Origin of the sequence: [Lactobacillus] timonensis (assembly GCF_900240275.1) — a bacterium.
Classification (GTDB): Bacteria; Bacillota; Bacilli; order Lactobacillales; family Lactobacillaceae; genus Limosilactobacillus; species Limosilactobacillus timonensis.
Genome location: NZ_LT964761.1, coordinates 26,601 through 46,237, shown reverse-complemented (window position 1 = coordinate 46,237; position 19,637 = coordinate 26,601). Strand labels below are relative to the sequence as shown.

The window sequence follows — 19,637 nt, the reverse complement described above, 5'->3', positions numbered from 1 at the left end:
TCATGGAAGGGAGGCAGGTTGCACAGTGAAAAGTTTAAACGATCCTGTAACCCAGTTAACCGGTGTGGGAGTCAAAACCGCTGAACACTTGGCCAGTCTTAATATTAAGACTGTCGGCGACCTGCTAACTTATTACCCGGCACGTTATGACGACTTTGCACCGACAGACCTCCGCACAGCTAAAGATAAACAGAAAGTGACAGTTTCCGGGACGGTGATGTCCGAACCCTTGCTTTCACGTTTTGGCTACCGGCGCAACAGGCTGAGCTTCCGCCTCTTGGTTGGCCATGATGTCGTGCTTGTTAATTTCTTTAACCAGCCGTACTTAAAGGACCGGTTGATACTCAACCAGGACGTTACTGTCTTTGGCAAGTGGGAGGCTAACCGGCAGCAAGTCTTGGGGAGTAAGTTGATTACCAAAACAGTAGCAGGAAGCCAAGAAGAAATGGGTGCTATTTACCCGGTTAACAAACATGTGCGCCAGTCTACCATCCGGAAATTAGTAAAACAGGCTTATCACAAATACCAGGATGTTATTGCGACCCTTCTGCCACTGGCATTGCGCCAGCGCTATCAGTTGATGGAACGTCGTCAAATGATTAAGGAAATGCATTTTCCTAAAGATCCGGCACAATTAAAAACCGCCAGACGAACGGCAGTCTATGAAGAATTTTTCTTGTTTCAGCTCCGTTTGCAGGCAATTAAACTCACTAACGAGCAAACGCCTGGTAATGCCATTTTGTACCACAATGATGAGCTAAAAAGTTTTATTCAAACTATCCCGTTTGAACTAACTGGTGCTCAAAAACGGGTCGTGAACGAGATCTGTCGTGATTTGCGCCGCCCTTACCAGATGAATCGCCTACTACAAGGGGATGTTGGTTCGGGGAAGACGATTGTTGCGGCCCTGGCAATTTATGCGACCATCAATGCTGGCTACCAAGCAGCCCTGATGGCGCCTACTGAAATCCTTGCTATGCAACACGCTAATAAACTGGCAAAAATTTTTGCCGGGACACCGGTCAAAAGTGGCTTGCTAACGGGATCGCTCAAGCCAAAAGAACATCAACGCCTGGCAGCAGCCATTAAGAAGGGTGAGATTAACTTAGTGATCGGGACGCATGCTTTGATCCAGGATAGTATTGATTATGCTAACCTCGGCTTGGCAATCATTGACGAGCAACACCGGTTTGGAGTTAAACAGCGTCAGGCATTACGCGAAAAGGGAAATCACCCGGACGTGCTGGCGATGACGGCGACTCCTATTCCCCGAACATTGGCAATTACCTCGTATGGTGAAATGGATATTTCGATCATTGATGAAATGCCAGCGGGGCGAAAGCCCGTTGAAACTCGTTGGTTGCGTGAAAACCAGTCACCGGCGGCGCTTGACTTTGTCGACCAGCAATTAGAAAATGGTGCTCAAGTTTACGTGGTGAGCCCCCTAATTGAGCAGTCGGAGACGCTAGATGTTCAGAATGCGACCGAGTTATATGAGCGCTTTGCCAAGTATTTTGGCAGTAAATACCAAGTCGGCCTGCTTCACGGTCGAATGGATAACGAAGAAAAAGAACAGGTAATGTCAGACTTTAAGGAAGGCCAAATCCAGGTGTTGGTGGCGACAACGGTGATTGAAGTGGGGGTTGATAACCCTAATGCCACCGTGATGATGATTTATAACGCTGACCAGTTTGGGTTGGCTCAGCTCCACCAGTTGCGAGGCCGGGTTGGTCGGGGAGATCGGCAAAGTTATTGCCTACTAATTGCGGATCCGAAGACTGATGACGGAGTAGAGCGGATGAACACAATGGTGTCCACCAACGATGGTTTTAAAGTTGCCCAGCGTGACCTCGAATTGCGTGGTTCTGGGAATGTCCTCGGTAAGAAGCAGTCGGGGATTCCAGACTTTAAGGTCGGTGACACAGTAGGCGACTTGAAAATTCTTCAAATTGCGAGAAATGATGCAGAAGACCTGCTGAAAACACCGCGGTGGGAAGAAGTTGATGAAAATCAACCACTAGTGCTTTACCTAACTCGTCGTAAATTGAAGACGCACTTTGATTAGGAGAGGATATAAAATGAAAATTGCAGTTGATGCAATGGGTGGCGACAATGCTCCCCAAGCCATTATCGAGGGTGTAGAGCTGGCACGGAATAAGTTTGCCGACACCGAATTTATCCTGTACGGAAATTCCCAAGAAGTAAGCCCGTTAATCAAGGACTCTACTCGCTTGACGGTGGTTCATACCAGCGAAGAGATTAGTATGGGTGAAGAACCCGTTCGCGCAATTCGCAAGAAAAAAGATTCCTCGATTGTGAGGGCAGCAATGGCTGTCAAAAAGGGTCAAGCGGATGCCTTTTTCTCAGCAGGGAATACTGGGGCCGTTTTAGCTGCTGGTATTTTCATTGTTGGGCGAATTAAGGGGATTGACCGGCCGGGATTAACCAGTGTCTTACCAGTTGGTAATCCACAATCGACGACGAAACAATTGGTGTACCTCGATACTGGTGCAAATGCTGAAAACAAGGAAATTAACTTGATTCAGTATGCCTACCTTGGGCGTTTTTACGCGGAAAATATGTTTGGTGTTGATGATCCGCGAATTGCTTTGTTAAACAACGGCGCGGAAAAAGACAAGGGCGACACTTTGCATAAAACAGTTTGGCAAGAATTGAACGCTAGAAGAGATCTTAACTTTATCGGTAACGTGGAAAGCGGCGACTTACTGGCTGGTAAGGCTGACGTGATCGTTAGTGATGGTTGGACAGCCAATGCTGCTTTAAAAGCCACTGAAGGAACTGCTAAGACGATGTTGTCGTTGATTAAAGACGGTATTTTAAATGGTGGACTGCGGGCCAAACTGGGCTATTTGTTGCTTAAGCCGGTCTTTCACTACGTTGGTCACAAGATGAGTGCCAGCACGTATGGCGGGGCAGTTCTACTAGGACTGAAGGCCCCCGTTGTCAAAACGCATGGTTCGTCTGACGCCACTGCTGTTGCTAATACCATTTCTCAGATTCGCCAGATGGTATCGTCCAAGATGATTGACCAAACGGTTGACTTCTTTAGCAATGACGATTGCCGTAAAGAAATGGACAATTAGCGATAAAACTAATAAAATAGAAAAGCGATGCTAGATAATTAAGGAGAAAATACGATGGAGCGAAAAGAAGTGTTTGATCAGGTTGCATCAATTGTGGCTGATCATTTCGATATTGATAAGGTCAAGATTACCGAGGACCTTAATCTTCGGACTGATTTAAAGGCTGACTCAATCGACTTTGTTGAGTTTATGCTTGAACTGGAAGACACCTTTGGTTCAACAATCGATGATGATGAAGCAGAAAAGCTGAACACCATTGGAGAAGTGGTCGATTACATCGTTGCTCACCAGAACGAAGACAACTAAGGTTGAGATAATGGCTACGTTGAAATTCAGCGTGGCCTTTTTTACGGAACGGGGGTATTTAAACTAATGGACAAGGACCTCAGTGAACTGCAAGCCTATCTGGCTGATGAGTACCAGATTAAGTTTCAACGACCAGAACTACTTGCTGAAGCCTTTACTCAGGCTTCATACGTTAATGAACATCCTCACCAGGGATTAAAATTCTATGAACGAGTGGAATTTCTCGGTGATGCGGTGCTTCAGTTATTTGTTTCAGAATATATTTACAAACGCTATCCACAACTACCCCAGGGTAAACTGACCCGTTTGCGGGCGGCGATGGTGTGCGAGGACAGTTTCTCGAAGTTTGCCAAGGAATGCCATTTTGACGAATACATTCGTCTTGGCAAGGGGGAAGAAAAGGCCGGTGCGCGCCAGCGAGCGAGTTTGCTGTGTGATATTTTTGAATCGTTTATTGGTGCGTTGTACCTCGACCAGGGTCGCGATGCCGTTGAACGCTTTATTCACCGGGTAATTTTCCCAAAGTTGGATCAAGGCTGGTTTGATCACGCGGTGGACGCCAAGACTAGCTTGCAGGAGTATCTGCAGCGTCAGGGTGACGTCGATATCAAGTACCACTTACTGGCTGAACGTGGAACGGAAAACGAACCGGTCTTTAAGGTTAACGTGAGCGCCAACGGACAAATTATCGGTGTTGGGCAGGGCAGTTCTAAGAAACACGCTGAAATGGCGGCAGCCCAGCAAGCACTCGTAAAACTACGGAAACAAGAGTAAATCATTATGCAACTTTTGTCGTTACAGTTGAATGGATTTAAATCATTTGCTGATAAAACCATCATTAAATTTAAAGACGGGATCACCGGAATTGTCGGACCTAATGGAAGCGGAAAGAGTAACCTGATTGAAGCGATTCGCTGGGTACTTGGTGAACAATCAGCTAAGACCTTGCGGGGAGATAAGATGGCCGACGTGATTTTTAATGGGTCAGCCGACCGTAAACCCCTTAACCGGGCTGCAGTGACGATTACCTTTGACAACAGCGATCACTACCTGCAAAGCGAGTATAATACCATCACCGTCACGCGCCGCCTTTATCGGAACGGGGAGAGTGAATACCTGCTGAATAACCAGGAAGTGCGCCTTCGTGATATTGTGAATCTCTTTATTGACTCTGGACTAGGTCGAGAGTCTTTTTCCATTATTTCGCAGGGACGAATTGCCGCAATTTTTAACGGTAAACCAGCAGATCGGCGGGCAATTATTGAAACTGTTGCTGGGGTGGCCAAGTATAAGAAAAACAAGGAAACGGCTGGCAAGCGTCTTCAGGCAACTAACGATAACTTGAACCGGGTTAATGATATTGTCAATGAACTGACCGGCCAGTTGGGACCGCTGAAGGAGCAAAGTGCCCTCGCTCAGGACTACCTGGAGCAAAAGAAACAGTTTGACTTATTTGATCGGACACGGTTGGTCCGGTTGGTGGACAGCCAGCAAGAAAAAATGACGACTGTTAACCAGCAAGTAACTGCGGCCAAGAAGCAGCGGACATCTTATGACCAGCAAATCAAAGTTGCAGATCAAAAACTAGCTGAACTAGAGACTGCCCAGCGGCAACACCGTCAGGTAAAAGACCAGTTGCAGCAAAAGATTCTGGAACAGACATCATTAATTGCTAAACTGAATAACCAGCAGTCACTGTCAAGCGCACGTCAGCAGCAGCGTCAAGAGGAACTTCAACGGCTCAATAAGGAACTCAAAGCTAAAAAGGGCGTGCTAGCACAGCTATCGGCTAAGCTTAAACAACAAGAGAACCAGTTAACTCGCCAACAAACCAAGATCAAACAACATCGTCATGAGCTGAAAGTTGCGCAGTCGCAGAGCCTAGCCGAGCGTGAGCGAACACTGAAACAGCAAATTGAAAACCTGCGCAACCAACAAGTGGATCTCATGCAACAACAAACGACGGTTCATAACGAGTTGTTGTTTATCCAACGCAACCACCAACAAGAAAGTCAGCAGCGACGCCAAAATGAAACCCAATTGCAGGCGGCAAAACAGCGACTGGCCTTGCTACAGCACCAGCAAGCCGACCACCAGGCAGTGGTGGATCGTTTAGCACAACAATTAGACCAGCTGCAAAAAAAGCTCGCTGATTCGCAGAATCATGCCGGGCTGCTAGACCGCCAATACGACCAGGAGCAGCGTCAGTGGTACCAGTTGTTAGGTGATGTCCACTCGATGGAATCGCGGATTAAGAGTTACCGGGCGATGGCCGCCGATTATACGGGGTTTTACCAGGGCGTTAAGCATGTCCTGGAACATCGCCAGGATTTTCCGGGATTAAAAGGGGCAGTCAGCGAGCTGATTGACGTTCCGGACCAGCTGACAACGGCAATCGAAACGGCGCTGGGGTCTCAGCTGCAACAACTAGTGGTGGATAGTCAAGAAACGGGGAAACAAGTTATTCGTTTTCTGGTTCAGCAACGGGCCGGACGGGCAACTATTTTGCCCCTTAATGCGCTGCGGCCAGCACGACAGTTGAACCTCAATAGCCTAACGAGCCTCCCTGGTTTTGTGGGGGTTGCTAGTCGGCTCATCAACTTTGATTCAGATATTCAGCTTGCTATCGATCACTTATTGTCGACGACAGTTATTGCTGACAACCTTGACCACGCAACAATCATTGCTAATCGTGCCCACCATCGTGCCAGGGTAGTGACCCTTGATGGTCAGGTAATTAATGCCAGTGGTTCGATGAGTGGTGGTGCCAACCGCCATCAGCGGATTGGTTTGTTATCGCAAAAACAGCAACTGAAGTCGATGAAAACGCAGCTGGCCAACGTCCAGAAACATGCTAGCGACGCTGAACAACGAGTACAGCATTTGGCAGCGGCCCGTTCTGCTAACCATGATTTGCTGATTAAATTTCAGCAACAAAATCAGACTGTCAGTGACCAGTTAGGAAAGGCACAGTCTGACCTTCAATTGGCGAGTGCCCAGCTAGCAGCTACTAAACGGCAGTTAGATGTTTTCCAGGTACAGCGGGGGGCTGGCAGCGACCAAGATTACCACCAGCAAATAGCTGAAAAGCAACGGCAAGCTCAGGAGGTTGCCGAGCAGTTAAAACGCGTCAAGGACGAGTTGAGCCAGAAACAAACACAATTGGACGACCTAACCGCGAGTGCGGTTGCTCAAGCCGATCAGCTTCATCAAATGGAGCAGCAATTAGCGGTAGCGGAGGAACGGCTGAACCACGACCAACGCGACGCACATGAGACTAAACAACGTTGTCTTCAGGTCGAGGACGAAGTATTGTCATTAACAAAGCAGCGTGAATCACTGCAGAAAAATGACCATCTTGATAATGGTCAGCGAAAATCAACAGCCCAAGTTTTAGCAGAGACAAAAAAATCGCTGGTTGATAAACAGCAACAGGCTGACCAAAACGAAGAAAAGTTAACTAGCCTGGACCAAGAGTTAGCTGACCATAATGCAGCCAGCCAGCGGTTACGGGATTTGCAGAGAGCTACCCTCGACCAGCTGAATCAGTTGACTGGCAAGCAGGCGCGGCTTGAAACATCGATTGATAATAGCCTGAATCGCTTGAGTGAAGACTATGCTATGACCCTGGACGAAGCTAGACAGCATCTTTCAACGCTGGATGATGACACCATTTCAACGCGGCTAAAGCTATTGAAAAAAGGGTTGGATGAATTAGGCCAGGTTAACTTGGGGGCAATCGACCAGTATCGTGAAATGAAGGAACGCTTTGACTTTTTGAGCAGTCAGCGACAAGACTTGTTGGACGCCAAAAAACAGTTGCTAGAAACGATGAACCAGATGGATAATCAGGTGAAGAGTCGTTTTATCACAACCTTTAAGGAAGTCTCTACCGCGTTCACGGAAACCTTTAGTGATATTTTTGAAGGTGGCCGAGCTAAGCTCCAGCTTACTGATCCCGATGACTTGTTAAATACCGGGGTTGATATCATGGCCCAGCCACCTGGCAAACGTAACCAGCAGTTAAGTTTACTTTCTGGTGGCGAGCAGGCCTTAACTGCTATTGCCCTGTTGTTTGCGATTTTGAAGGTGCGGCCAGTCCCGTTTGCCATTTTAGATGAGCCGGAAGCCGCACTCGATGCCGTGAATGTCGACCGCTTTGCCCACTATTTGGGTCGATTTGGAAACCACGGCCCGCAATTCATTGTTATTACACACCGGAAGGGCACCATGATGAATGCTAATGTTCTCTACGGGGTGACGATGCAAGAATCAGGAGTGTCACGGATGGTATCAGTCGATGTTGCTGATGCCTTGTCAGCGGCCGAAAAGGACCAGCAGCAGTAAAAAAGGAGAGAGGCACATGGGATTATTTGATATCTTTCGCCGAAAGAAAAAAGAAAAACAGCAAGTAGCAGATAAAGTTGCCGCAGAAGAAAAAGTTGAACAACCAGCTGTTCCTCAGCCAACTGATGATGGTCAAGAGGAAAGCAGGTCTCAGGAACAGCCCACAAGCAGTAGTGAAAGCCAGTCGGTATCAGTATCTGCCAGTAAGGTGGGTTCTGTATCAGCTGCTAATGTCAGCGCTAGCCAGTTGCCAGTGGCCAGCGAGCAACATACTCAAGAGTTTTCTCAGTCATCGATAACCAGCAGCCAATCAGCCGAAACGGTAGCTCAGTCTGTCGCTCCTTTATCAAGCGACGAGACGTCCGCCAGTAAAGACGACGAAAATCGGACGGAGACATCAGATGAAGTTGAAACCGAAGAAAATACTGAGTCAACAACTGAAACGGCAAAGTATGACCGGGGATTGAAAAAATCACGGACTGGGTTTGGTGCCCGGCTCAACCGCTTTTTAGCGAACTTCCGTCACGTAGATGAGGATTTCTTCGAAGACCTTGAAGACTTACTCATTGAGTCTGATGTCGGTGTTGATATGGCGATGAAGCTTTCTGATGAGCTGCGGGATGAAGTAAAACTACAAAACGCCCACAGCAAGCAGGATGTCTCCAACGTGATTATTGAAAAAATGGTTGAGCTGTACGAGAAAGCCGGTGCTGGTGAAAATAACGCCATTAACTGGGCACCTGATGTTCCAACGGTTATCATGTTCGTTGGTGTGAACGGTGCTGGTAAAACCACCACGATTGGTAAGATGGCTGCCCGGGCAAAAAAGGATGGTAAAAAAGTCCTCCTCGCAGCCGCAGATACTTTTCGTGCTGGGGCAACCGAGCAGCTGGAAGTATGGGCTAAGCGGGACGGTGTTGAGATTGTCACAGGTCCAGAAAATGGCGACCCCGCGGCCGTGGTTTTTGACGCGGTCAAAAAGGCCAAGGAGGAACATTTTGACGTTCTCTTTGTCGATACTGCCGGCCGTTTGCAAAACAAGGTTAACCTGATGAATGAGCTGGCTAAGATGAAGCGGATCTTAACTCGTGAAATTCCTGCGGCACCGCATGAAGTCTTGTTGGTCCTTGATGCCACGACGGGTCAAAATGCTTTAACCCAGGCCAAGCTATTCAAGGAAAGCACTGACGTAACCGGAATTGTCCTGACAAAATTGGATGGTACAGCGCGTGGGGGAATCGTGTTAGCAATTAGAAACGAGTTGCACCTGCCCGTCAAATTCGTTGGGTTGGGTGAACAGGTTGATGACCTGCAGACCTTTGACCCGAGTGAGTTTGTTTACGGTCTCTTCAAGGGGTTAGTCGAAGAATAGGCGGGAGTAGCTGATGGAACTAGCAAAGAATGAGGAAATTAACGCATTATTGGGGTTTTACCAGCCGCTGCTGACCCACAAACAGCAAGAATATATGCAGCTTTATTACGGGGATGACTACTCCCTGGGCGAGATTGCGGAAAATTTTGCTGTGTCACGTCAGGCGGTTTATGACAACATTCGGCGGACGGAGCAGACCCTGCGAGATTATGAAGCGAAACTACGGCTTCACCGTCAATTTTTGGCACGTAATGAAGTGGCTGACCAGTTAGCAAGCTACGTGGTCAAACATTATCCAGAAGATAAGCAGTTGTTACAAATGATTCACCGCCTTGATCACCTAGAAGAGGAATAAACGCGGAAAAATGTTAAAATGAAGCGAACAAATTTCCGCAAAGAACTGAGGAGATTATCGAATGGCATTTGAAGGATTAACTGAACGCCTGCAAAAGGCGATGGAAAAACTGCGGCGGAAGCCGAAAGTCACCGAAGCTGACTTACGAGAAACAATGCGCGAAATCAGGTTGGCCTTACTTGATGCTGACGTCAATTTCGCGGTGGTAAAGGACTTTGTTAAGACCGTTCGGAAAAAGGCGATGGGCGCCGAGGTCTTAAAGGGGCTCAATCCTGCTCAGCAAATCGTCAAAATCGTTAATGATGAATTGACGAAGCTGATGGGGGACGAAGCAGTTCCTTTGGCAAAGGCGGCGCAGGGCCCCACGATTATCATGATGGTGGGGCTGCAAGGTGCCGGGAAGACGACCACCGCTGGTAAGCTGGCGCTTCGGTTGAAGGACAAGCAGCATGCCCGACCGTTATTTATCGCGGCTGACGTGTACCGTCCGGCAGCGATTACCCAGTTGAAACAGGTCGCGTCCTCAATTGGTGTCCCGGTGTTTGATGAAGGGACCGACGTTGACCCGGTTAAGATCGTGGAAGATGGGCTCGCTCAGGCACGTGATAATAAGAACAACTACGTGATTATTGATACGGCTGGTCGTCTGCAAATTGACGAGAAGCTAATGAACGAGCTGGCACGAATCAAGGACGTTGCCCAGCCAAATGAAATTTTGCTGGTTGTCGACGCCATGACGGGGCAAAATGCCGTTAATACGGCAGAGGGCTTTGACAGCAAACTGGATATTACCGGGGTGGTCTTAACCAAGCTAGATGGTGACACCCGCGGTGGGGCAGCTATGTCTATCCGGGCTGTCACTGGTAAACCGATTAAGTTTGTCGGTGAGGGTGAAAAGATGGATGATTTGGATATCTTCCATCCTGACCGAATGGCCTCACGGATCCTGGGCATGGGCGACATGATGACCTTAATCGAAAAAGCTCAACAGAATTTCGATGAGGAACAAGCGCAGGAAACGATGGATAAGATGCGCGCCAACACCTTTGACTACAATGACTTTGTGGACCAGCTTGACCAGGTTAATAAGATGGGGTCGCTGGAAAAGATCATGAAAATGATCCCTGGAGTGGCTAATAATCCGGCGTTGCAAAATATGCAACTGGATCCGAAACAAATGGGGCACATGAAGGCCATTGTGATGTCCATGACACCCGAAGAACGGCAGAATCCTGACTTGATGAACCCTAGTCGGCGGCGGCGGCTGGCAGCCGGTGCTGGACGGCCAATTGTTGAAGTTAACCGGATGATCAAGCAGTTTAACCAGATGCGCAAAATGATGAAGCAAGTAACCAATGGCAACATGAGCGGCATGGCTAATCTCTTTGGTGGGCAAATGCCTGGCGGCAAAATGGGCCAGATGGCAATGAATTCGATGGCGCGCAACGCCAAAAAGGCGCAGAAACGGAAGTACCGCAAGCTGCGGAAATTGCGGCGCCGTCGTTAAATAAACAAGCCCCAAGTTAACCTTGGGGCTTGTTTTAGCAATCAGATTGATGTTTAAAAGGGGAACTGTGAGTTTAAATGACGGTAATTAATTGTTTACAGAATAGTCAGGGCAATCACCCATCCATGAGCTTAGAACAACTTGGCGCGAGTCATTTGCTGGTCGTTGGTCAAACTGGTAGCGGAAAAACTACTACCACGTTATCCTTACTGGACCAGCTGGGACGAACAACCACGGCGGTAATAGTTTTAGACCCAACCGGTGAATACCGAGCGTTACCTGGCAGTCAGCACTATGTTGTTGGTCAAAACTGTTTTCTTGATGCTGGTTCCTGGGATGGGGAAGAGCTGCTAACTGCTTTGCAAATTAGCCATGACGAACGACAGCGAGAGTTAGTGGACCGCGCAATTCAGTCTCTAAGAATTGAGCTTAATATTCACCACCACCGCGGGCTTTACCGTAAAATTGGCCGAACAACGACAGAGTTTTCAGCTGACGCCAGTCGACTGGGTAGTTGGTCAAAATCGTATCCAGTCAGCTTGCTGGCTGACCAGCTGGTTGAAGAAATGATCATCCCTTTTGAAAATCAGCACGCTGATTATCATTTTCTGGGCCAGCAGTACGATCGGCAATTAATTAGTCGGCAGTGGGAGTTCATTTCGACTATTCGCCACCGATTAGTTAGTCGTGATTTTCGCGAGCTGTTTGACGTGTCCAGCCACTCCGGTAGAGTTTGTTATGAACTTCATTTTGTTCTCCAAATGTATTTGACGAAGAGATCAAACAAACCGTTAATAGTTGATTTATCACACTTAACCGAAGCGGGAAGTGTACAACGGGCTTTGATTTCCCAGCTATTAAACGAGATGCTAGTTATTCGTCAGCGGTCGGCTAGGGCTAAGGAGGACATGTTTCCAGTCGAACTGGTCATTGATGAAGCCCACCGTTACTTACCAGTAGATCAGCGGCAGTTAGCTGATAACGGTGTTTTCCGGCTGCTACGGGAGGGACGAAAAGCTGGCCTGTCGTTATTGATCACTACGCAGTCAACATTGGATTTGCCAGACCGGCTACGCTCACAGTTTGCGACGGTTCTAATTCATCACTTGGCAAGCGTTGACGAACTATCTTACTTACATTACCAGCAATTACCGACGATAGAACTGTCCACGGGAGAGGTCTTCCTGCTTCATCACGGTCTTTCCCCGCAAAAATGGCAAGTAATCGCACCCCCCCAATGGTTGAAACACTAAAAAACGGCACCCCATCAGGAGTGTCGTTTTTTGTGATGAAATTATTATTAAGCACGTGACTTGTATGAAGCGTCAGTCGTGTTGATGATGAGTTCGTCACCATTCTTAACGAATGATGGAACATTCACAACCAGACCAGTTTCCATCGTTGCCGGCTTGCCACCACCGTCGATAGTTGCACCCTTAATCATTGGTTCAGTCTTAGCAACCTTCAGGGTAACCGTTGCTGGCAGTTCAACACCAATCAGTTCAGAACCAACGAATTCCATCGTCAGGTTCATGTTTGGAACCAGGTATTGGCATTCTTCTTCGATTTGGGACTTGTCAATGTTGTACTGGTCGTAAGTTTCCAGGTCCATGAAAACGTAGTTGTTTTCTTCATTGTAAAGATATTGCGCACTCTTCTTGTCGATCGTGACGTCTTCTACCTTTTCAGTTGGCCGCATCGTTGTCTGAACGATGGCACCATTGCGCAGGTTCTTAATCTTCATCTGCATCAGGGTGTTACCCTTACCTGGCTTGTGGTGGTTAATTTCCTTAACTTGGAATAACTTGGTATCGCGCTTGAAAACCATGCCCTTTTTCAAATCGATAGTTTGGATCATGGTGAAACCTCCTCAGACAATTGAAAATAATTGATGGCGTACTTGTACAAATACGAAGTACCTCATAACTTCTAGGATACTATAATCTGGCTATTTGTACAGTAAAAATTGATCAAGCATTGACTTTTAACTATTTTTAGACTGTTAAGGAATTTTACTTTACATTTCCAATAAAGGCTGGTATATTATGACTTGTGAAAAAAACAGGGAGGTAGACATTCAATGTCCGTTAAGATTCGTTTAAAGCGGATGGGTTCAAAGCGTAACCCATTTTACCGGATCGTCGTTGCCGATTCGCGGCGCGCTCGTGATGGTCGTTTCATCACTGCACTGGGTACTTACAACCCACTGACAACGCCAAAGCAGATTAAGTTTGACGAGGAAGCAGTTCTTGACTGGTTGAACAAGGGTGCTCAACCATCAGACACGGTTCGCAACATTCTGCAAAAGGCCGGTGTGATGAAGAAGTTCCACGAAGCAAAGTTTGCTTCAAAGAAGTAGTGATTATTAATCATGACTGAACCAGATACCAAGGCACTGATTAAGGCATTAGTTGCGCCACTTGTTCGCCAACCGGATAAAATTCGGATTGCTGAGAGTGACCAGGGTAAGTTTCACCGTTTTAAGTTAACTGTTGATCGTCGTGATGTTGGTCGAATTATCGGCCGGCAGGGTCACGTTGTCTCGGCATTAAGAACGGTGATTGAGGGGAGCCGTTCGCGGCAATCACACCAGAAAAAAATCCGGTTCACTGTTCATGATTATCGTCACTAATAAGAAGAGTCGCGACAAGCCGTTTGGCGAGTGGCGGCTTTTTTCGTAAGCTAACGAAAGAGAGCAATCCAATGAAGTATTTCGACGTTGCGACAATTGTTAAAACTCACGGTATCAAGGGTGAGCTACAGGTCCTTTCGGTAACTGATTTTCCTGAAGAACGGTTTCAACCCGGCAGTCAGTTATTTTTGACAACGGCAAATGCCGGCAGCCAGCCGGTTGAGGTAGAAAGTGTGCGACCCCACAAACAATTTCTCCTGATAAAGCTCAAAAATTATGACAACATCAACGATGTCCTGCCTTTTGTTAAGGGGAAACTCCAGGTAAGCGAAGACCAGCAGGAAAGTTTGCCAGCAGGACAATACTACTACCGGCAGATTGTTGGCTTAGATGTTGCCGATATTGCTGGTCAGCATCTTGGTAAGGTCAAAGAAATTATGCCGACTGGGGCTAACGACGTTTGGGTAGTAGAACGAACTGGGCAGCAAGACCTATTATTGCCGGCAATTCCTGACGTCGTTAAAAAGGTTGACCTTGATAAGGGGACAATTACCGTTGAATTAATGGAGGGACTGGAATAATGAGAATTGACGTTTTAAGTCTCTTTCCTGATATGTTTCAGGCAACCATGGGTGAATCAATTATTGGTAAAGCCCAGGAAAGTAACCTGGTGGATATTCACGTAACCGATTTTCGTAAGTATACGACCGATAAGCACAACCATGTCGATGATGCACCGTTTGGCGGGGGAGCAGGAATGTTGCTACAAGCCCAGCCCATTTTTGATGCTTACCAGGCTATTCAAGACGAAACAGCGGGGCAATACCCACGGGGACGGGTGATTTTAGTTGACCCGGCGGGACGGCGCTTTGACCAGGACTATGCCCAGGAACTAGCACAGGAAGAACATTTGACCTTTATCTGTGGCCACTATGAAGGCTATGATGAACGCATCCGGCAGTTAGTAACTGATGAGGCTTCGCTAGGCGACTACGTGGTTACTGGTGGCGAGCTGCCTGCAATGGTAATGATTGACGCTACTGTTCGCTTTGTGCCTGGTGTGTTAGGCAACCAGGCATCGCCAATGGGAGACTCATTTAGCAACGGCTTGTTAGAGTATCCGCAGTATACCCGGCCTGCTGATTTTCGCGGCATGAAAGTTCCGGAGGTTCTCTTGAGTGGGAACCACCAGAAAATTCGTGAATGGCGGATGAAGGAATCGCTACGGCGAACCTATGAGCGGCGGCCAGACCTCTTGAAAAATGCGAAACTGTCAGTGGAACAGCAACGGCTACTGCAGGACATTAAGATTGACGAAGATCCAGATGCTCCCAAATAATCCTTGAAAGTATCCTTCGTTTTTGGTATGATACTAATCGGCTGTTTAGCCATCAATAACGATATTCCGCTGCCCAGACGGACATGAATGTCGGCGAAAGGAATAAGATAAAATGCGTCAAAATCCATTTATCGAAAAGATTACTGCTAGTCAACTTCGTGATGATATCCCGGAATTTCGTGCCGGTGATACTGTTCGTGTTCACGCCCTGATTGTTGAAGGTAAGCGTGAACGTGTTCAGATGTTCGAAGGTGTTGTTGTTAAGCGCCACGGTGCTGGCATCAGCGCAACCTACACTGTTCGTAAAATCAGTAACGGTGTTGGTGTTGAACGTACTTTCCCACTTCATTCACCACGTGTTGAAAAGATCGATGTTATCCGTCATGGTAAGGTTCGTCGGGCTAAGCTCTACTACCTGCGTGAACGGAACGGTAAGTCTGCACGGATTGCTGAAAAGCGCCGTGACGTCGAAGAATAATCGACATTCAGCTGGGCCCCGAATTACCGGGGCTCTTTTTTATTTTCATTAAGAAACGGATTCGATATAATAGAAATAATATGGCAAAGGAGGGAAGACTTGAAGAGTATTACTGGTAAGATCACTAAAACGATTGTGCTGATAACTATTGGAGCGGTTATCGGTCTCGGTGGTCAATTAGCATTAACTTATCAGCATCAGCTTCATGATCGTGAGCACTTTGCTTCCCGTGATTCACGACCAGCTAGTCAGGTTGGCGGCTTAAGTTCTCAACAGTACCAACAGCTGGCGGCAATTAATTTTCATTCAGGGCAGTCACCAGTTTTCCAAGTTAATGGGGGACGGTCAACTCTGAACCCCAAATCTTGGCGGGACAGCCACGTTGTTTTTCAGCAACTCGATGGCCAGGGCCGTACTTCACGATCAAATACAGCTTTCCTCACCTGGCGCAACCATGCTAATACTGCATTACGTTCTCAACAGACGGTGGCACCAGCTGGCTGGCACAATAACCGAAACGGGTTATTGGTTTACAACCGCGGTCACCTAATTGCCTACTCACTGACTGGCGGGATTGACCAGCAAACTGGCGAGTTTACTGGTAGCGGTGCCAATGGTGACCAGAATAACCCACGGAACCTTTTTACCGAGACTGATTTTACAAATCAGGCAGTTCAAACGATTTATGAGGGAAAAGTCCGGCGGGCGATTGAGGGCCATCACCGGGTAATTTACCAGGTGACTCCCATTTTTCGCGGTAGTGAGTTAATGCCGCGGGGGATCAACCTGCAAGCAATTGCTACTGACGGCACGTTGAACTTTAATGTTTACCTTGCTAATGTTGAACCGGGGATTCGTTTTGATTACCAAACTGGCGATTCAATATCTGACCCGACAAATTCGGTTGCAGTTCCGCTTGACCCGGAAGGTGATACGATGGATGATAAAGAAGAGCAGCGTGATGACATTCAAACGGTTGGCCACTACCAGCGACCAGTTGCCAGTCAGCCACGCCATTACCGGCGGGTGATCAACTAATTGACGCGTTAGATAGCAAAGGAGAATGAATAATGACTTCAGTAAGTGATAAGTGGCTTTCACTAGCAGATGGTAATAAGATGCCGCAAGAAGGTTTTGGGGTCTATAAGATCACCGATGATAACGAAATGAAAACGGCCATTAAGGCGGCCTGGGAAACGGGTTACCGTCTTTTTGATACTGCCCAGATGTACAAGAATGAGGAAATGCTGGGTAAGGCCTTAAAGGATCTTCGCGTTAGTCGAGACCAGTTCTTTTTAACGACCAAGGTTGCCGAAAGCAACCAGGGATATGAGACGGCTATTAATTCGGTAAAAGATTCATTGCAACGACTGAGATTAGACTATGTTGACCTTCTCCTGGTTCACTGGCCCGTTCACCAGCACTTCTTTGAAACCTGGCGGGCTTTTGAAGAAATGAAGAAGGAAGGGCTGACCCGCTCAATCGGGGTCTCTAACTACACGATGGTCCACCTCGAATACCTCGCAACCCAGGCTGATGAGATGCCAGTAGTGGACCAAATTGAATGCACGCCGCAACTGTCCCAAGCACCAATGCGGGCTTTTAACCACCAACACGGGATTGTGACACAGGCATGGTCGCCACTTGCCCGTGGCCGGATGATGGATAATACCGTGCTCAAAGCGATGGCTGCTAACCATGGTGTTTCGGTGGCCCAGGTCATCCTCCGCTGGCACCTTCAGATTGGCAACTCCTTTATTCCAAAGTCAGTTCACGCTTCCCGAATCAAGGAGAACGCAGCTATTTTCGATTTTGAACTGAGTGCAGATGAGATGCGGGCCATTGCTGATTTAGATAAGAATAAGCGGGTAAGTATGGAGCCGGAGCTGGTTTACGAAAACAACGCCCAATACCCGCACTAATTACTGAGTCCAGAGGAGGTGCTATCAGAATGGAATTAACGGAAGCGATTTTTACGCGGCAATCAGTTCGTGATTATACGGATCAGCCGGTCTCCAGAGATGAATTAGCAACCGTCATACATGCCGGCCAAGCTGGTGCAGCGGGACGCGGAAATTATGAAGTCTATCATTTTACCGTCATTAGCAATTCCCGCGTTACTGCTAAGTTGGAAAATACTTACCATGCCCCGGCAGTCATTGTTATTTCCGTTCAAAGCGACCAACTTCGGGCATCAAAGTACCTTAGTGCTGGAACAATGGTTGAGAACATGGCCTTGGCAGCTGAAAACATTGGCTTAGGTGCTTGTATGAACATGGCAGCCCTGTCATCGTTACCGCAGGGGGTCTTGCCGGAAAAGCAGACGCCATTAATTTGCTTAACCTTGGGCCACATTAAACGGCGACTGCAGCGGCGTAGCATCCCCCAAGACCGGGTGCCAACTGATTATCTTGATTGATCTTGCAGGGGCTTTTTGATCCTTTTGATTAAAAACCAACACTGGATGAGCTAATCCTGTGTTGTTTTTTAGATTAATGTAAAAAACATTGAAACCCTTTTCTACTAAAATAACGTTAACTGATTCACTATTAAGGCATTGCTAGTTAACAAATTGTGATTGGAATGGGCAGATTGTTCGCATTGGAACTTACCGTTTGCTAGATTCACTATTGACGCAAAGTGAGAGACTTGCTAGAATTAACTAATCAAATTCTAATTTTAGCAGGGAGAGTGATTGCCGATGAGTCTGTGGAAAACAATGACACGAAAAGAGGACCCAAGTGTTTACGAGGATAAGGATAGCCACCTGGTTCGGTCGCTGCGAGTTCGTGACTTCTTGGGGCTCGGTGTCGGGACCATTGTTTCTGCCTCAATTTTCACAATGCCAGGGGAAGTTGCGGCGCTGCATACTGGGCCAGCAGTAGCTATTTCTTATCTCATTGCCGCCGTTGTTGCTGGGCTGGTGGCCTTTGCTTATGCCGAAATGGCTGCTGCGATGCCGTTCGCAGGTTCAGCCTACTCGTGGATTAACGTTATTTTCGGCGAGTTTTTCGGCTGGATTGCTGGTTGGGCGCTCTTGGCGGAATACTTTATTGCACTGGCCTTCGTTGGTTCTGGGCTGTCTGCCAATTTTCGGGCGTTAATTGCACCGCTAGGGTGGCAACTGCCGAGTTCATTGTCTAACGCCTTCGGGACTAACGGGGGAATTATGGACCTGGTCGCGGTAGTTGTCCTCCTGGTTGTTTCGTTTTTGATTAGCCGCGGGGTGTCAGACGCTGCCCGGGTGGAAAATGTCTTGGTGATTCTAAAGGTTGCCGCCATTTTGCTGTTTATCATCGTCGGCCTGAGTGCGATTAAGACTCAAAACCTCGTGCCATTTATCCCCAAGTACCGGCCAACGGCCAACGGTGCTTTTGGTGGCTGGCAGGGGATTTATGCCGGGGTTTCCATGTTATTCTTGGCTTACATCGGCTTTGACTCCATCGCTGCTAACTCCGGTGAAGCAATCAACCCGCAGAAAACGATGCCACGAGGAATCATGGGTTCGCTGATTATTGCGGTGGTACTGTTCGTTGTGACTTCGGTTGTTCTGGTAGGGGTTGTCCCGTATCAAAAATACGTTAACAGTGCCGAACCAGTTGGCCTCGCTTTACGGACAGCAGGTCATCCGCTGGTCGCAACCGTGGTTCAAACAGTGGCGGTTGTGGGGATGTTAACGGCGCTGATTGGAATGATGATGGCCGGTTCTCGACTGATCTATTCTTTTGGGCGTGATGGGATGCTGCCTAAGTTTTTAGGGAAGCTTGATAATAAACAACGGCCCAACAATGCTTTGTTGGTCTTAACGATTGTCACCCTGATTATCAGTGCCCTGTTCCCGTTTGCTTTCTTATCGCAGCTTGTTTCCGCTGGGACGCTTATTGCCTTCATGTTTGTTTGCTTGGCAATTTACCCGCTTCGCAAACGCGAAGGTCAGGATATTGCTGATCCGGCCTTCAAGATGCCGTTTTTCCCTGTCTTACCGGCGCTTGGTTTCCTGGCGTCACTGGTAGTTTTCTTGGGACTGGATACTCAGGCTAAGACTTACGCTGGCGCTTGGTTTGTGATCGGAATTATCCTGTATTTCACTTACGGGATGAGACATTCGGTGATGAGCAAGAAAAAAACAAATTAATCGTTTGACTTAAACCGCTCCGTTTGGCGTCTTTGGCCAGCAGGGCGCTTTTTAGTTCCTGA

General features: G+C 47.7%; 19 protein-coding genes. 18 read left to right on the top strand and 1 reads right to left on the bottom strand.

Features of this window, described 5'->3' with window-relative positions; all coding sequences use genetic code 11:
• Window positions 1-25 precede the first annotated feature (25 nt).
• The 9 genes from recG (at window position 26) to C1710_RS00175 (ending at window position 12,244) form a co-directional block, all read left to right on the top strand.
• Complete coding sequence (recG, locus tag C1710_RS00215) at window positions 26-2,065, top strand: ATP-dependent DNA helicase RecG (RefSeq protein ID WP_102278756.1); 2,040 nt, start codon at window positions 26-28, stop codon at window positions 2,063-2,065.
• A 13-nt stretch (window positions 2,066-2,078) separates the two neighbouring features.
• Window positions 2,079-3,104 carry a phosphate acyltransferase PlsX gene (gene plsX, locus C1710_RS00210; protein ID WP_102278754.1) on the top strand — a complete coding sequence of 342 codons (1,026 nt, stop codon included), beginning with the start codon at window positions 2,079-2,081 and terminating at the stop codon, window positions 3,102-3,104.
• Between the two features lie 54 nt (window positions 3,105-3,158).
• A complete protein-coding gene (acpP, locus tag C1710_RS00205; RefSeq protein ID WP_102278752.1) occupies window positions 3,159-3,410 on the top strand; it encodes an acyl carrier protein in 252 nt (83 codons plus the stop codon).
• A 66-nt stretch (window positions 3,411-3,476) separates the two neighbouring features.
• The gene (gene rnc / locus C1710_RS00200; RefSeq protein ID WP_102278750.1) at window positions 3,477-4,184 is read left to right on the top strand and encodes a ribonuclease III; all 708 of its coding nucleotides are present in this window, start codon (window positions 3,477-3,479) and stop codon (window positions 4,182-4,184) included.
• Between the two features lie 6 nt (window positions 4,185-4,190).
• The gene (smc, locus tag C1710_RS00195) at window positions 4,191-7,757 is read left to right on the top strand and encodes a chromosome segregation protein SMC (RefSeq protein WP_102278748.1); all 3,567 of its coding nucleotides are present in this window, start codon (window positions 4,191-4,193) and stop codon (window positions 7,755-7,757) included.
• A 16-nt stretch (window positions 7,758-7,773) separates the two neighbouring features.
• Window positions 7,774-9,129 (top strand): signal recognition particle-docking protein FtsY, encoded by a 1,356-nt coding sequence (gene ftsY, locus C1710_RS00190; RefSeq protein WP_102278747.1) that lies wholly within the window; start codon window positions 7,774-7,776, stop codon window positions 9,127-9,129.
• A 13-nt stretch (window positions 9,130-9,142) separates the two neighbouring features.
• Window positions 9,143-9,484, top strand: coding sequence for a putative DNA-binding protein (locus C1710_RS00185; RefSeq protein ID WP_102278744.1), 342 nt, complete (start codon window positions 9,143-9,145; stop codon window positions 9,482-9,484).
• A 61-nt stretch (window positions 9,485-9,545) separates the two neighbouring features.
• Window positions 9,546-10,991, top strand: coding sequence for a signal recognition particle protein (gene ffh / locus C1710_RS00180; RefSeq protein WP_102278742.1), 1,446 nt, complete (start codon window positions 9,546-9,548; stop codon window positions 10,989-10,991).
• Between the two features lie 77 nt (window positions 10,992-11,068).
• Window positions 11,069-12,244, top strand: coding sequence for an ATP-binding protein (locus C1710_RS00175; protein WP_102278739.1), 1,176 nt, complete (start codon window positions 11,069-11,071; stop codon window positions 12,242-12,244).
• A 47-nt stretch (window positions 12,245-12,291) separates the two neighbouring features.
• On the opposite strand, the gene efp is transcribed toward C1710_RS00175, so the two are convergent.
• Window positions 12,292-12,849, bottom strand: coding sequence for an elongation factor P (efp, locus tag C1710_RS00170; RefSeq protein WP_102278736.1), 558 nt, complete (start codon window positions 12,847-12,849; stop codon window positions 12,292-12,294).
• A gap of 222 nt (window positions 12,850-13,071) precedes the next feature.
• Here efp and rpsP point away from each other — a divergent pair, with 222 nt between their 5' ends.
• The 9 genes from rpsP to C1710_RS00125 all read left to right on the top strand — a co-directional run bounded on the left by rpsP (window position 13,072) and on the right by C1710_RS00125 (window position 19,575).
• The gene (gene rpsP / locus C1710_RS00165) at window positions 13,072-13,350 is read left to right on the top strand and encodes a 30S ribosomal protein S16 (RefSeq protein ID WP_102278734.1); all 279 of its coding nucleotides are present in this window, start codon (window positions 13,072-13,074) and stop codon (window positions 13,348-13,350) included.
• Window positions 13,351-13,362: 12 nt separating this feature from the next.
• On the top strand, window positions 13,363-13,623 hold the full coding sequence (locus tag C1710_RS00160; RefSeq protein WP_102278732.1) for a KH domain-containing protein: 261 nt from the start codon (window positions 13,363-13,365) through the stop codon (window positions 13,621-13,623).
• 71 nt (window positions 13,624-13,694) lie between these two features.
• Window positions 13,695-14,204, top strand: coding sequence for a ribosome maturation factor RimM (gene rimM / locus C1710_RS00155; protein ID WP_102278730.1), 510 nt, complete (start codon window positions 13,695-13,697; stop codon window positions 14,202-14,204).
• Window positions 14,204-14,962 carry a tRNA (guanosine(37)-N1)-methyltransferase TrmD gene (gene trmD, locus C1710_RS00150; protein WP_102278728.1) on the top strand — a complete coding sequence of 253 codons (759 nt, stop codon included), beginning with the start codon at window positions 14,204-14,206 and terminating at the stop codon, window positions 14,960-14,962. Before rimM ends, trmD begins: the two co-directional genes overlap by 1 nt.
• Before the next feature lie 112 nt (window positions 14,963-15,074).
• Window positions 15,075-15,440 (top strand): 50S ribosomal protein L19, encoded by a 366-nt coding sequence (rplS, locus tag C1710_RS00145; RefSeq protein WP_102278725.1) that lies wholly within the window; start codon window positions 15,075-15,077, stop codon window positions 15,438-15,440.
• Window positions 15,441-15,539: 99 nt separating this feature from the next.
• Window positions 15,540-16,478: a DNA/RNA non-specific endonuclease gene (locus tag C1710_RS00140; RefSeq protein WP_180961259.1), complete on the top strand. Its 939-nt coding sequence runs from the start codon at window positions 15,540-15,542 to the stop codon at window positions 16,476-16,478.
• Window positions 16,479-16,510: 32 nt separating this feature from the next.
• Window positions 16,511-17,362 carry an aldo/keto reductase gene (locus C1710_RS00135; RefSeq protein ID WP_102278719.1) on the top strand — a complete coding sequence of 284 codons (852 nt, stop codon included), beginning with the start codon at window positions 16,511-16,513 and terminating at the stop codon, window positions 17,360-17,362.
• 29 nt (window positions 17,363-17,391) lie between these two features.
• Complete coding sequence (locus C1710_RS00130; RefSeq protein ID WP_102278717.1) at window positions 17,392-17,859, top strand: nitroreductase family protein; 468 nt, start codon at window positions 17,392-17,394, stop codon at window positions 17,857-17,859.
• A 282-nt stretch (window positions 17,860-18,141) separates the two neighbouring features.
• A complete protein-coding gene (locus tag C1710_RS00125) occupies window positions 18,142-19,575 on the top strand; it encodes an APC family permease (protein ID WP_102278715.1) in 1,434 nt (477 codons plus the stop codon).
• Window positions 19,576-19,637: the final 62 nt, after the last annotated feature.